This window comes from Rhodococcoides fascians A25f, from assembly GCF_000760935.2.
Classification (GTDB): domain Bacteria; phylum Actinomycetota; class Actinomycetes; order Mycobacteriales; family Mycobacteriaceae; genus Rhodococcoides.
The window spans coordinates 3,049,495-3,063,422 of sequence record NZ_CP049744.1 but is presented as its reverse complement, the minus strand read 5'-3'; the positions used below and the strand labels follow the sequence as shown (position 1 = coordinate 3,063,422).

The 13,928-nt window shown below is 65.1% G+C and carries 7 protein-coding genes; 6 read left to right on the top strand and 1 reads right to left on the bottom strand.

The window, feature by feature from the left end:
• Positions 1-18 precede the first annotated feature (18 nt).
• Positions 19-1,065, bottom strand: a complete 1,047-nt coding sequence (locus BH93_RS14350) for a hypothetical protein (RefSeq protein WP_080739040.1) — start codon at positions 1,063-1,065, stop codon at positions 19-21.
• A gap of 229 nt (positions 1,066-1,294) precedes the next feature.
• Here BH93_RS14350 and BH93_RS14345 point away from each other — a divergent pair, with 229 nt between their 5' ends.
• The 6 genes from BH93_RS14345 (at position 1,295) to alaS (ending at position 13,926) form a co-directional block, all read left to right on the top strand.
• Positions 1,295-4,684 (top strand): transglutaminase family protein, encoded by a 3,390-nt coding sequence (locus BH93_RS14345; RefSeq protein ID WP_037174316.1) that lies wholly within the window; start codon positions 1,295-1,297, stop codon positions 4,682-4,684.
• Positions 4,685-5,001: 317 nt separating this feature from the next.
• Positions 5,002-7,533, top strand: coding sequence for a circularly permuted type 2 ATP-grasp protein (locus BH93_RS14340; protein ID WP_371832103.1), 2,532 nt, complete (start codon positions 5,002-5,004; stop codon positions 7,531-7,533).
• On the top strand, positions 7,533-8,432 hold the full coding sequence (locus BH93_RS14335) for a transglutaminase family protein (RefSeq protein ID WP_037173849.1): 900 nt from the start codon (positions 7,533-7,535) through the stop codon (positions 8,430-8,432). Before BH93_RS14340 ends, BH93_RS14335 begins: the two co-directional genes overlap by 1 nt.
• A 155-nt stretch (positions 8,433-8,587) precedes the next feature.
• Entirely contained in the window at positions 8,588-9,757 is a 1,170-nt protein-coding gene (locus BH93_RS14330) for a kinase (RefSeq protein ID WP_037173848.1), read from the top strand.
• 73 nt (positions 9,758-9,830) lie between these two features.
• Positions 9,831-11,213, top strand: coding sequence for a replication-associated recombination protein A (locus tag BH93_RS14325; RefSeq protein ID WP_037173847.1), 1,383 nt, complete (start codon positions 9,831-9,833; stop codon positions 11,211-11,213).
• Positions 11,214-11,256: 43 nt separating this feature from the next.
• Positions 11,257-13,926 carry an alanine--tRNA ligase gene (gene alaS / locus BH93_RS14320; protein WP_037173845.1) on the top strand — a complete coding sequence of 890 codons (2,670 nt, stop codon included), beginning with the start codon at positions 11,257-11,259 and terminating at the stop codon, positions 13,924-13,926.
• Positions 13,927-13,928 lie beyond the last annotated feature (2 nt).

Sequence of the window (13,928 nt, the reverse complement as noted above, 5' to 3'; positions counted from 1 at the left end):
GTATATCGAGCTGTGGCGTCAGCGAGCGGGGGACAACGGCCCACCGGTGAGCACGCGGTAGGCGTAGTTCAGCGCAATCACCGAAACTGGGACGGTGACCAGCAGCCCTAGTCCGCACGGTATGGCTCCGACGATATTGATCGCAGCCAGAGCGAGGATCAGCAGTATGACGGGGCCGAAGTTCTTGACCACCAGATCGACGCTCGTCTTGATGGCGTCGAACGCGGCCAGGTTCCGGTCCAGCGCGAACGTCAGAGTGAAGGCTGTCAGTACGCCGAACACGATCTGCAGGAGCGTTCCCAGGAAAGGGATGAATCCGAGCACCACGGTGACCACGGTCCAGATCGCGGCCAGGACGGCGAGCTGAGGCACATTCGTCAGTTGGAAGAATCGGCCGAACGTCGGCTTCTGCGGGCCGACGGTCTCGTCCAGCGCTCCGCGTACGAAAGCCGCGTTGACGAAGTACCCCACGAAGGTAGCGACGGCGGTCAGGAGTATCGACAGTACGGAGAACGTGCCGACGTCCAGGGTCTCACCTCGATTGCCGGCGTCCATTGCAGCAGCGAAGGTCGACGCGAACAAAACCAAGAAGGCGACCACGCCCACCGCCAGCACGATGGCGGTCAGTCCGAGCCACGGACCGACATTGGCCTTGAATTTGTCGAAGCCGTAGCTCAGCGCCGCACCGACATCGAGGCGTCCGGGATTGGGGGCCATCGGTGCTTGCCCGTAGCCCTGGTTTCCGTAATTCCCGTAGTTCCCGGGAGGCGGTGGGTAGGCACCGGGAGGCGGTGGGTAACCGCCGGGTGCGCCGCCCTGTGGTGGGTAGTTCCCGGGCGGTGGGGGATATCCACCGGGTGCGCCGCCCTGGGGTGGGTAGTTCCCGGGCGGTGGGGGATATCCGCCGGGCGGGGGGTAGCCGCCGGGCGGGGGGTAGCCGCCGGGAGGGGGATAGCCGCCGGGTGGGGGATAGCCGCCGCCTGGCGTCTGAGGTTTGTTCAGGTCCGGCTGGTCCGGATTGGGGTCGCCACCGTATTGCGGTCCATTGGGCGGGTTTTCACTCACGTTTCACCCTTCAGTGTCTTGCGAAGTACGTCGACGATTCGTCCGTATTTTCAGGCTGAGCGAACCGTAGACAGTTCTGTGTGTCAAGGCGTCGACATTTGGACGGTGCGGGGGTCCGAAATGTTCCAGCCCGCGCGCACCGATCGCGAATTCTTGCCGAGCGCACCGGGCTCGGCCCTACTAGGGTTGTGTGTTCCACCCATACCGGGACTATCACGAGGGGCTCGCCGTGGGCATCAAGGTTGCACTCGAACACCGCACCAGCTACCAGTTCGACCGCACTGTAAAGATCTTTCCGCATGAAATTCGGTTGCGCCCCGCGCCACATTCGCGCACACCGATCGAGGCGTATTCGCTGAAAATCGAACCAGCGGAACACTTCGTCAACTGGCAGCAGGACGTCTTCGGCAACTTTCTTGCTCGGGTGGTGTTTCCCGAGCGCACCGACCATCTGTCGATCACGGTCGGACTCGTCGCAGACATGGCGTCGATCAACCCGCTGGACTTCTTCGTCGAAGAATGGGCGGAGCACTTCGGATTCACGTACGAAGAGCACGACCTTCCTGATCTGGAGCCGTACCTGCGTCCGGTGGATGAAGGCAAGGCAGGCTCGGGTCCCGGTCCGGTGGTCTCGGCCTGGGTGGAGAAACTGCAGGCAGCCGTAGTCGAACGCGGAGAGTCGTTGCGCACCATCGACTTTCTCGTCATGGCAAACCAAGCAGTCATGGGTGACGTCGGTTACTCCGTGCGGATGGAGCCCGGGGTGCAGACGCCCGATCTGACGCTGACGTCCGCTGTGGGGTCTTGCCGTGACTCGGCATGGTTGCTGGTTTCGGTGCTGCGCCAAATGGGTCTTGCCGCGCGTTTCGTCTCCGGCTATCTCGTTCAGTTGTCCTCGGACGTCAAGTCGTTGGACGGTCCGTCCGGTCCTGTCGAGGACTTCACCGATCTGCACGCATGGACCGAGGTGTATCTGCCCGGGGCGGGCTGGGTCGGGATGGATCCGACATCGGGTCTGTTCGCAGGCGAGGGGCACATCCCACTCTCGGCGACGCCGCACCCGTCCACGGCGGCCGCGATCTCCGGTGCGACGAGCAAGTGCAAGGCCGAACTCGATTTTTCGAACACCGTCGTCCGCGTGCACGAGGACCCGCGAACGACGTTGCCGTACACGGCCGATCAGTGGGAATCGATCAAGGTCACGGCGGAGAAGATCGACAAGCGGATGCACGACCAGGACATCCGGTTGACGGTCGGTGGTGAGCCGACGTTCGTCGCCATCGAGAATCAGGAAGCCCCGGAGTGGAACACCACAGCCGACGGCCCACACAAGCGAAAGCTGGCCAGTGTGCTGGCCGAACGCCTTCGGACCATCTACGCACCGGACGGGCTGGTACAGCGCAGTCAGGGCAAGTGGTACCCCGGCGAGCCGCTGCCGCGGTGGCAGGTGGGACTGTTCTGGCGCACCGACGGTCAAGCACTGTGGCACGATTCCGATCTGATCGCAGATCCCTGGTTGGCCGAGGACCTTCGCCCGGAGCCGGTGGACAACTCGGCGTCGCAGGAGTTGATCGACGAGTTGGTCAAGGCGCTCGGACTGCCTGCCTCACAAGCGCGTCCCGCCTACGAGGACCCGCTGGTGAAACTGTTGGACCTGGTTCGTCAGCCCTACGGTGACCCGCCGGCCGACGACGACGATCTCGAACCGGGAGCCGATTCCGCGAACGCCAGAAAACAACTGCTCGAGCGGCTCGATGCAAGCACGGACGAGCCTGCGGCGTTCGTGTTGCCGATATCTCGCACCGAGGACGGCTCCGGCTGGGAGAGCTCGGACTGGAAGTTGCGCCGAGGCCGAATCGTGTTGCTGGAGGGCGACTCTCCTGCCGGTCTACGGTTGCCGCTCCGCGCGATCTCCTGGGACGGTGGTCTGGTCGAGAACCCGTCCGATCCCACCGCGCCCACTCCCGATCTACCCATTCGGCAATTGACGCAGCAACCGCCGCGTGCGGTGAATCCGGCCGAGTCGCGGTACGCGCAGTTGGTGAACGAGACGTCCGGGGTAGGCGGCACCGCCGTGACCGCTCTGGTCGCCGAGGTCCGAGACGGCGTTCTGCACGTGTTCATGCCGCCGATGGATCGTTTGGACGATTTTGTCGACCTCGTCTCGCGCGTCGAGCACGCGGCCTCGACCATCGACACGCCTGTCGTCATCGAGGGTTACGGTCCGCCGTCGGATCCGCGCATCCAAACCCTGACCGTCACACCGGATCCCGGTGTGATCGAGGTCAACGTTCAACCGACGTCCTCGTGGGCCGAACAGAACGAGCTCATGGAACGCCTCTACCTCGAGGCACGTAAGTCCCGGTTGAGCACCGAAGGATTCGACAACGACGGCACCACTCGCGGAACCGGGGGTGGCAACCACATCACCCTGGGCGGGGTCACACCCGTGGACTCGCCGGTACTCCGTCGACCGGACTTGCTGGTGTCGCTGCTGACGCATTGGCAGCGTCACCCGTCGCTGTCGTACCTGTTCTCGGGACGATTCATCGGAACCACGTCGCAGGCTCCTCGTGCCGACGAGGGTCGCGAGGAATCGCTCTACGAACTCGAGGTGGCGTTCAGCGAGATCAGGCGACTGACCGATGGAGATCGATCTGCGTCGCCCTGGGTGGTGGATCGGGCGTTGCGTCACCTGCTCACCGACATCACCGGGAACACGCACCGTGCCGAGTTCTGCATAGACAAGCTCTACAGTCCCGACTCCACTCGGGGCCGACTGGGATTGCTCGAGCTGCGCGGGTTCGAGATGCCGCCCCATCATCAGATGGCAATGGTGCAGTCACTGCTCGTGCGTTCGATGGTCTCGCGCTTCTGGGACACCCCGCTCCAGGCACCTCTGATTCGGCACGGCGCGAACCTGCACGGGCGGTACATGCTGCCGCACTTCGTCATCAACGACATCGGCCGCGTGGTGGAGGACCTTCGCGAGCACGGCATCGAGTTCGACACCAGCTGGCTGGACCCGTTCACCGAGTTCCGCTTCCCGCGGATCGGAACCACCGTGGTCGGCGACGCCGAGATCGAACTACGTGGCGCGATCGAGCCGTGGAACACCCTCGGTGAGGAATCGACGTCCTCGGGAACTGCGCGCTACGTGGATTCCTCGGTGGAGCGCATTCAGGTCCAGGTCGCCGGAGCCGATGCGGGTCGATACCTGTTGACGTGCAACGGCGTGCCGGTGCCGCTGTTGCGCACCGATCGACAGGACGTTCAGGTCGCTGGGGTGCGGTACCGCGCATGGCAGCCGCCGAGCGCTCTGCACCCGACGATCGAGGTACAGAGTCCGCTGCGTTTCGATCTCGTGGAGATGCAGACCGGGCGCGCGGTGGGCGGATGCTCGTACCATGTCGTTCACCCGGGCGGTAGGTCGTACGACGGCCCACCCGTCAACTCCGTCGAGGCCGAAGCACGCCGTAACGGCCGCTTCGAGGAGGGTGGGTTCACCTCGGGCAAGGTGGACGTAGCAAGATTGCTCGAGATGCACGCTCGACAGGCGATCGATGTGAGTGCTCCCGGCATGTTGGACCTGCGCCGAACAGGAGTTCACACGCCCTGACGCGTACCTGCACAACAGAACGAGTCGACCGGTAGCGATCTCGGTCCGACGCGCTTCGGGTGAATTCGGTCACGAATTCACCCGGCGTCGGAGGGTGATCGACCGACGGAAGGAACAGCGGCTCGATGGTGCCCGTAGATACCGCCCTGAGTGGAGCCGGCCGGAATGAACCTGTGACGGGTGGAGCCGGCCGGAACGAACCTGTGACGGGTGGAGCCGGCCGGAGCGAAGAAGTCTCCGGTGGAGCCGGGTCGGCCTGGCTTGCTTATCGGGGTCGGCGTGAGGCCGTGATCGGTCGGGCAGATCGTTTCGACGAGATGCTCGATCCCGACGACAACATCCGTCCGCATTGGGCGGGGTTGATCGACGGAATGCGCGAGGCCGGTTCGGGGGCCATGCAGACGTTGCAGTCACGGGTCAGCCGGCTCGTCGACGACCACGGCATCACGTACAACCCCATTCCGTCCGGCGGTTCCGAGGCTGTGCCCAGTGCCGTGCGGTGGGGCTTGGACAGCGTTCCGCTGGTGGTCGCGGCCGACGAGTGGGACCGTCTGGAAGCCGGTTTGGTTCAGCGCTCGATGTTGCTCGATGCGGTACTCGCCGATATCTACGGTGCCCAGGAGACCGTTCGGCGCGGGCTGATCCCGCCGGAGCTGATCTTCGGCAACCCGGGCTATCTGCGGACGGCGCATGCGATCACCATCCCGGGTCCGCATCAGTTGTTCATGCATGCCGCCGACGTCGCCCGCAGCTCGGACGGTCGATTCCAGGTCGTGGCCGACCGAACTCAGGCACCGTCGGGCGTGGGGTATGCGCTCGCGGATCGGCGCGTGATGTCGCGAGCGATGCCCGAGCTGTTCCAGGAGAGCAACCCGAGGCCGCTGTCGACGTTCGCGCGTGCGGTGCGGTTGGCACTGCGCGACGCTGCGCCCGCATCCGCCGAGGATCCGGTGGTGGTTGTACTGAGCCCCGGTTCGCATTCCGAGACTGCGTTCGATCAGGCGTATCTCGCAACGGTTCTCGGCTTCCCGCTGGTGGAGAACGCCGATCTCGTCGTTCGGGACGGCTGCCTCTGGATGCGGTCGCTCGGCAAGCTCCGCCGCGTCGATGTGGTGCTTCGTAGAGTGGACGCCGAGTTCGCCGACCCACTGGACTTGCGCCCGGACTCGCATCTGGGTGTGGTGGGCCTGGTCGAGGTGCTGCGGCGGGGTGCTGTCAGTGTGGTCAACACCCTCGGCAGTGGGGTACTCGAGAACCCGGCACTGGTTCCGCTGCTGCCGGCACTCAGCAGGGCGCTACTGGACGAGGATTTGGTACTCGGTTCGGTTGCCACCTATTGGGGCGGTGACCCGAATCAGCTCTCGCACATCGGTAATCGACTGCGTTCGCTGGTGCTGCGGTCGACCACGTCGCGTCGCACGGTGGTGGGACACGATCTCACTGATGCCGGAGCTCGCGACTTGTGGGATCGGATCGTTGCCGAGCCCTGGAAGTGGACCGGTCAGGAAGTACCGGAATTCTCGGTGGCTCCGGTCGGTTCGTCGATCGGCGGGGGAGCGGGAGAGCACTTGGCGGTGGCTCCCGCGCAAGTGGGGATGAGGCTGTTCACGGTCGCGCAGCGCGGTGGGTACACCCCGATGCGCGGTGGGCTGGGGCAGGTGGTGATCACGGCTCCGGTCACCGATCCGCTCATCACGGTGGCCTCGAAGGATGTCTGGGTGAAGTCGCTGGAACGGGTCACGCCGGCCGATTCTGCGCCGCACACCCCGCCTGCGACGGTGGAAGAGCTGCCGCAGTACGCCGCGTCCAACGTCGACGTGGTCAGCTCACCACGTGTGCTGGGCGATCTGTTCTGGTTCGGTCGCTACACCGAGCGTGCCGAGGACATGACTCGCCTGCTGATCGCGGCGCGCGAACGTAATCAGGACTATCGGTCGATGCCGTGGTTGGAGGGCAGCGAGAGCTTGCCGATCCTGCTCGAAGCGGTCACCAAGGTCTCGCGCACCGGACCGGGTTTCCTCGACGAGAAGACCCGCGCCGACGCGATCGTCGAAATGCGTTCACTGATGCTGTCGGCGGCACGCCTCGGATCGCTGGCGCAATCGGTGGACCGAATGCAGCAGGCGGCGCGCGCGGTGCGCGATCAGCTCTCGAACGACACGTGGGCGGTGCTCAACCGCATCGACACCGCGCTCGAAGAATTGGCGGAATCCCCGGTCAACAACGGTGCCCAACTGGCCGCGTCGCAGTCGAGCGTGCTGCGGGGTCTGCTCGCGGTGTCCGGGTTGGCGTCGGAGTCGATGGTTCGAGATGCCGGCTGGTACCTGATGGACGCGGGCAAACGGATCGAACGTGGCCTGCAACTGACGGCTCTGCTGTCGGCAACCCTCAGCCATGCCCTCACACCGTCCACGGAACAGGCCGTCATCGATTCGGTGTTGTCGGCGGCCGAGTCCTCGGTGATCTATCGCCGACGCAACAGCGGCCGAGCACGTCCGGCGGCTGTTGCGCAGCTGCTGCTGTTCGACGAGGGAAATCCGCGAGCGTTGGTGTATCAGCTCGATCGTCTGCGCGACGACCTCGGATCGCTGCCCGACGCCTCGGGTACCTCACGGCCCGAGCAACTCGTCGAGCAGATGCGGGTGCGGTTGCGCCGAGTGGACCCGGGCGATCTGGAATCGGTCGACGCCAACGGTCGCCGGGTCGACCTGATCGAATTGGTGGACGGCATCCACGATTCCCTCGAAGAGTTGTCTCGCGTGGTCCTCGCGACGCACATGTCGTTGCCGGGTGGCACGCAGCCGCTGTGGGGTAGCTCGAACATTCGAACTGCGAACGGGGTGCAGTGATGAGCCGTCGGTACCGAATCAAGCACATCACGACCTATACCTACTCCGATCGCGTCTCCTCGTCGTACGGGCGAGGATTTCTCGCGCCGCGAGACATGGATGGGCAACACTGCACGGAGAAATCGGTCACCGTGGAACCTGCGCCGACCGATCAGTCCTTCGGGGTCGACGTCTACGGCAACGAGGACGTGTACTTCCACGTGACGCACGATCACGAGAAGCTGGTGGTGACGGCGGACTCGCTGGTGGAGGTCTATCCGCGGCCGGTGGACGAGACCACGTCGTGGCCGGCAACCGCGCCGTGGGAGTCCGCTCGGATGGCGCTGTTCGACCCGACCGTGCCGGCGGATTCGGCCCGGGCATCCGCGGTGGAGTTCGCTCTGGATCTTCCCACTCCGGAGATCACCGACGAGGTGCGCGCGTATGCCGCGCCCAGCTTCCGGCCCGGTCGACCGCTGGCGGACGTCATCGTCGATCTGACGCATCGCATTTTCACGGACTTTCGGTATCTGTCCGGTTCCACGACGGTCTCGACCACCGTGGTCGATGTGCTCTCCGCGCGTTCGGGTGTGTGCCAGGATTTCGCTCGACTGGCCATTGCCTGCCTGCGGTCGCACGGTCTCGCCGCGCGGTACGTATCGGGATATCTGGCGACCGAACCCCCGCCCGGGAAGGAGCGGATGATCGGCGTCGATGCGACCCATGCGTGGGCTGCGGTGTGGATGCCGAACGATCGGTGGCTCGCGTTCGATCCGACCAACGATCAGTTGGTCGACGAGCGGTACGCGACGGTGGCCTGGGGGCGTGACTACGCCGATGTGCCACCGCTGCGCGGGGTCATCTACACCGAGGCGGAGGAGAGCACCATCTCCGTGTCGGTGGACGTTGCACCTCAGTAGCGAACCCTGCATAATTCGATGGTTCGGGGGTAACCGACCATCTGGTCGAATCTGGGGATGTGACGTGCGAAAAGCCGCAAAACGGACAATCGTGTCCCATTCGTAGTCGTCGACACAGCACAGAAAATCGCAGCGAACGGGTAGCTTGGACATCGATGACCGCAACACTGGCAGACCCTGTATCAGAGGTAGTAGCAGCAGCGCAGCGCCTCCTCGCCAAGCGAACCGGAGCTCCGGTGACGCTGATCGACCCGGTGAATCTCGGCGGTAGCGGCCAGGCGATCGTATTGCGAGTCAAAGTCTCCGAGAACCCCTTTCAGCTGCCCCGCACCCTGGTGCTCAAGCAGGTGCGCGACGTGACCGGCGAGTCCGAACTGCATACCGAATTGGCCGACATCGCAGGGTCGAGTGCCTTCCTGCGGGAGGCAGCCTCGTACCAGTTCGCCAACGCACTGGCCACCGACAGCAGGCCGGGGCCGGAACTGCACGCCTACGATCTCGACGCGCGATTGCTCGTACTCAGCGACCTCGGTGACGCCAGCCCCATCACAACCCTCTTGCGAAACTCGGACGAGGCGGCAGTGACCAACTCGCTGATGGCCATGGCCCAGGCTCTCGGTCGAATGCATGCCGCAACCGTCGGCCGTGAGGACGATTTCGCAGCGCTCCTCCGACGCGTCGGGCAGCCCGACACCACGGACGGAATCTCCGCGCAGATTCCCGATGCACTTGCCGAGGTTCCCGAATTGTTGGCCGGCTTGCCGGGGGTGGGTCCCACCCCGGATGCACTTCTCGATCGCGTATCTCGTAGCGGAAGGTTGTTCGCGCACGGCGCCTTCCGCGCATTCAGCCCGTCCGATCTGTGTCCCGACAACATCATCGTCAACGACGAAGGTGTCCGTTTTCTCGATTACGAGTGGGGCGGATTCCGCGACGCCACACTCGACATCACCTATGCCCTGGCCTCGTTCCCGGGGTGCCTGTGCAGCTTCGAGCTCACGCACGAACGTGAGCAGGCGATGATCGATGCATGGCGTTCGGAGGTCGTCGGGATCTGGCCTGCACTGGCCGACGACACCGCCCTGGCGAGCAAGATCCTCGACGCGCGGCTGATCTGGGTATGGCTGACCACGTACTGGTTCCTGCCCGACGACCACACGCGCATCGCCGCGGCGCGGGCGCACCACCTGTCGGTTCCACGGTCGCAGGCGCTCGTTTCTCGGTGGGCGGTACTGGCCGACAGTGCCGAGCGCGCCGGTGAGACCGGCATCGCCGAGTACGCAGCATCGGTCGCGACCGCCTTGCGGGCGAAGTGGGAGCGGTAGCCACGACGTCGTTCGCATTCTCGACAGCGCGATCGGTAGCGTTCGACCGGTGAGTGGCGGCTTCGGAAGTGATATGTCGGGCAGTGATGTTTCGAGCAGCGACGACCCCGGCGATGGTCTCTTCGAAACCCCAGCACCCCCGGAGACGACGATCGCCGAGTCGCGCCCGACCTCGACCTACGTCCGGCCCGACGCGCCGCTGGCGGTGAGAATGCGTCCGACGACCCTCGACGAGGTGGTCGGACAATCTCATCTGCTGGCTCCCGGGGCGCCGCTGCGTCGGCTCGTCGAGGGATCCGGTGCGTCCTCGGTGATGCTCTACGGTCCGCCGGGAACCGGAAAGACGACGCTCGCGTCGTTGATCTCCGGGGCCACCGGACGCAAGTTCGAGGCGTTGTCGGCCCTGTCGGCAGGCGTGAAGGAAGTGCGTAACGTCATCGAACTCGCGCGACGCCGGTTGCTGTCGGGTGAACAGACGGTGCTGTTCATCGACGAGGTGCACCGCTTCTCGAAGACGCAGCAGGACGCGTTGCTCGCAGCCGTAGAGAATCGAATCGTGTTGCTGGTGGCGGCGACCACCGAGAACCCGTCGTTCTCGGTGGTGTCGCCTCTGCTGTCGCGGTCGCTGGTGTTGCAGTTGCAGCCGCTGGGGACCGAGGACATCGAGTTGCTGTTGACCCGCGCCGCCAACGACCCGCGTGGGCTGGACGGGGCGGTGACCATCGCCGAGGACGCGATGGACCACCTCGTGCGGCTCGCGGCCGGGGACGCCCGCCGAGCGTTGACGGCCCTCGAGGCGGCGGCGGGTGCCGCAACCGGCGGAACGCTGGACCTCGCGACGGTCGAGGCCAGTGTCGACAAGGCCGCCGTGCGCTACGACCGCGACGGCGACCAGCACTACGACGTCATCAGTGCGTTCATCAAGTCGATCAGAGGGTCCGACGTCGATGCCGCGCTGCACTATCTGGCGCGCATGATCACTGCAGGCGAGGACGCGCGGTTCATCGCTAGACGGTTGGTGGTGCACGCCAGCGAGGACATCGGGATGGCCGATCCGACTGCATTGCAGACGGCGACGGCCGCGGCGAACGCCGTGCAGATGATCGGCATGCCCGAGGCGCGGTTGGCGCTTGCGCAGGCCACGATCCACTTGGCCACCGCGCCGAAATCGGGTGCGGTGATCGCAGCTCTCGGTGCGGCCATGGCCGATGTAGCGGCCGGAAAGTCGGGATCGGTACCGCCACATCTCCGCGACGGTCACTACAAGGGAGCCCAGGGGTTGGGGAATGCCGTCGGGTATCGGTATCCGCACAGCAGTCCCGGCGGGGTCCTCGGTCAGCAATATCCTCCGGACGAGTTGGTCGGTGTGAACTACTACGAGCCCACCGAGCACGGTGCCGAGCGCGAAATTGCGACCAGGGTGGGCAAACTCCGTCGGATCATCCGGGGCCGATAGGCCCTCGAGTCGGCACGGGGTCCGACGACGCTAACCTGTATCCGTGCAGACCCATGAGATCCGCAGGCGTTTCCTCGACCATTTCGTGAAGGCGGGGCACACCGAAGTACCCAGTGCATCGTTGATTCTCGACGACCCGAACCTGCTGTTCGTCAATGCCGGCATGGTTCCCTTCGTGCCGTTCTTCCTCGGTCAGCAGACGCCCCCGTACAAGACGGCGACGAGCGTCCAGAAATGCGTCCGCACCCTCGACATCGAGAACGTGGGCATCACTACCCGCCACAACACGTTCTTTCAGATGGCCGGCAACTTCTCGTTCGGCGACTACTTCAAGCGCGACGCGATTCGGCACGCCTGGTCGTTGTTGACCGACAGCGTGGAGGACGGCGGATACGGGTTCGACCCCGAGCGGATCTGGGCCACTGCATATCTCGACGACGACGAGGCGATCGAACTCTGGAAGGAAATCGCCGGGCTGCCCGACGAGCGAATTCAACGCCGCGGAATGGCCGACAACTACTGGTCCATGGGCATTCCGGGACCCTGCGGCCCGTGCTCCGAGATCTACTACGACCGCGGACCCGAGTTCGGTGCCGAGGGCGGCCCTGAGGCCGACGAGGATCGGTACATCGAGATCTGGAACCTCGTGTTCATGCAGAACGAGCGCGGGAAGGGGATCAGCAAGGACGACTTCGAGATCCTCGGTCCGCTGCCGAAGCAGAACATCGACACCGGCATGGGCGTCGAGCGCGTTGCGTTTCTGCTGCAGGGAGTGGACAACGTCTACGAGACCGACCTCGTTCGACCGGTGATCGCCAAGGCCGAGGAACTCTCGGGACGCGCATACGGTGCGAATCACGACGACGACGTGCGCTTCCGCGTCATCGCCGATCACGCACGCACCGCTGCGCTGCTCATCTCCGACGGCGTCAACCCCGGCAACGACGGTCGCGGCTACGTGCTGCGCCGGTTGCTACGCCGCATCGTGCGCTCGGCGCGTCTGCTCGGTGCGCCCGACGAGACGATGGCGCAGTTCGTCACTGTGGTGCGCGACACGATGGCGGAGTCCTACCCGAACCTGGTCACCGACTTCGACCGCATTCTGACCGTCGCAGTGGGGGAGGAGACGGCATTCCTCAAGACGCTCACCTCGGGTTCGCGATTGTTCGAGGGCGCGGCAGAGGCGGTCAAGGCGTCGGGCGCGAAGAAGATCGGCGGTGCCGAAGCGTTCGCCCTGCACGACACCTACGGCTTCCCGATCGATCTGACGCTCGAAATGGCCGCCGAGGCGGGTCTTTCGGTCGACGAGGACGGTTTCCGCTCGTTGATGGCCGAGCAGCGCAACCGAGCCAAGGACGACGCCCGTGCGCGCAAACATGCGCACGCCGATCTCACGGTCTATCGGGATTTTGTCGACGGTTCACCGACGGAATTCACCGGATTCGACGAACTCGGTTCCGAGGCAACGGTATTGGCCTTGATCTCGAACGGAGTTCGCGTTCCGACCGCACTTGCGGGCGAGAGCATCGAGATCATCCTCGACCGCAGCCCGCTCTACGCCGAATCCGGTGGACAGATCGCCGATATCGGCACCATCACCGCGCCTGGCCTCGAGGTCAAGGTCAACGACGTACAGAAAATCGCGAAGAAGGTCTGGACGCACAAGTCGGTGGTCGAGTCGGGTCAGATCACCGAGGGCGACACCGTCCACGTCGACGTCGACCACGCCTGGCGCAAAGGCGCGACTCAGGGCCATTCGGGTACCCATATGGTGCATGCGGCACTGCGACAGGTTCTCGGGCCGAACGCAACGCAGGCGGGATCGCTCAACAAGCCCGGCTACCTCCGGTTCGACTTCTCGTGGCAGGGCGCGCTCTCGGAGGCGCAGCGCGACGACATCGAGAACGTCGCCAACGATGCGGTGGGCTCCGATTTCGCGGTCAACACCCTGGTCACCGACCTCGACAGTGCCAAGAAGATGGGCGCGATGGCCCTGTTCGGCGAGAACTACGGCGACGAAGTGCGCGTCGTCGAGATCGGCGGACCGTTCTCGATGGAACTGTGCGGTGGTACGCACGTACAGCACTCGTCGCAGATCGGCCCGGTCACCATCCTGGGTGAATCGTCGGTCGGGTCCGGCGTGCGCCGCGTGGAGGCATTCGTCGGTCTCGATTCGTACCGCTATCTCGCCAAGGAACGCGCGTTGCTCGCAGGCATCGCGTCGTCGCTGAAGGTGCCTTCCGAGGAAGTGCCCGCGCGCATCGAGACTCTGGTCGAGCGTCTTCGCGTCGCCGAGAAGGAGCTCGACGCGGTCAAGGCGGCGGCGGTACTGGCCTCGGCGGGCGAGTTCGTCGGAAAGGCCGAGCGGTTCGGCGATGTTCGCGCGGTGGTCGCGCAGGCACCCGACGGTGTCGGCGGCAACGACCTGCGCACCCTGGTGACCGATATTCGTGGACGCCTCGGTGCGGATCCGGCCGTCGTGGTGCTGTTCGGCACGGTCGGCGGCAAGGTCCCGTTCGTGGTGTCGACCAACAAGGCTGCCCAGGATGCGGGTGTCGCCGCCGGTGACCTGGTGGCGGCCTTCGGTCCGAGCATCGGTGGCCGAGGTGGCGGTAAGCCCGAACTGGCGCAGGGGTCGGGGTCGGACGTCGCCGGAATCGCCGCCGGTATTGACGCTGCCCGGGCCCGACTGTCCGAACTCACGTCTCGCTGACG

What these genes read in the sequence shown, in the direction of transcription:
- BH93_RS14340 (WP_371832103.1), top strand. Translation starts at nt 5,002, where the DNA reads ATGCTCGATCCCGACGACAACATCCGTCCGCATTGGGCGGGGTTGATC.
- BH93_RS14335 (WP_037173849.1), top strand. Translation starts at nt 7,533, where the DNA reads ATGAGCCGTCGGTACCGAATCAAGCACATCACGACCTATACCTACTCC.
- BH93_RS14330 (WP_037173848.1), top strand. Translation starts at nt 8,588, where the DNA reads ATGACCGCAACACTGGCAGACCCTGTATCAGAGGTAGTAGCAGCAGCG.
- BH93_RS14325 (WP_037173847.1), top strand. Translation starts at nt 9,831, where the DNA reads ATGTCGGGCAGTGATGTTTCGAGCAGCGACGACCCCGGCGATGGTCTC.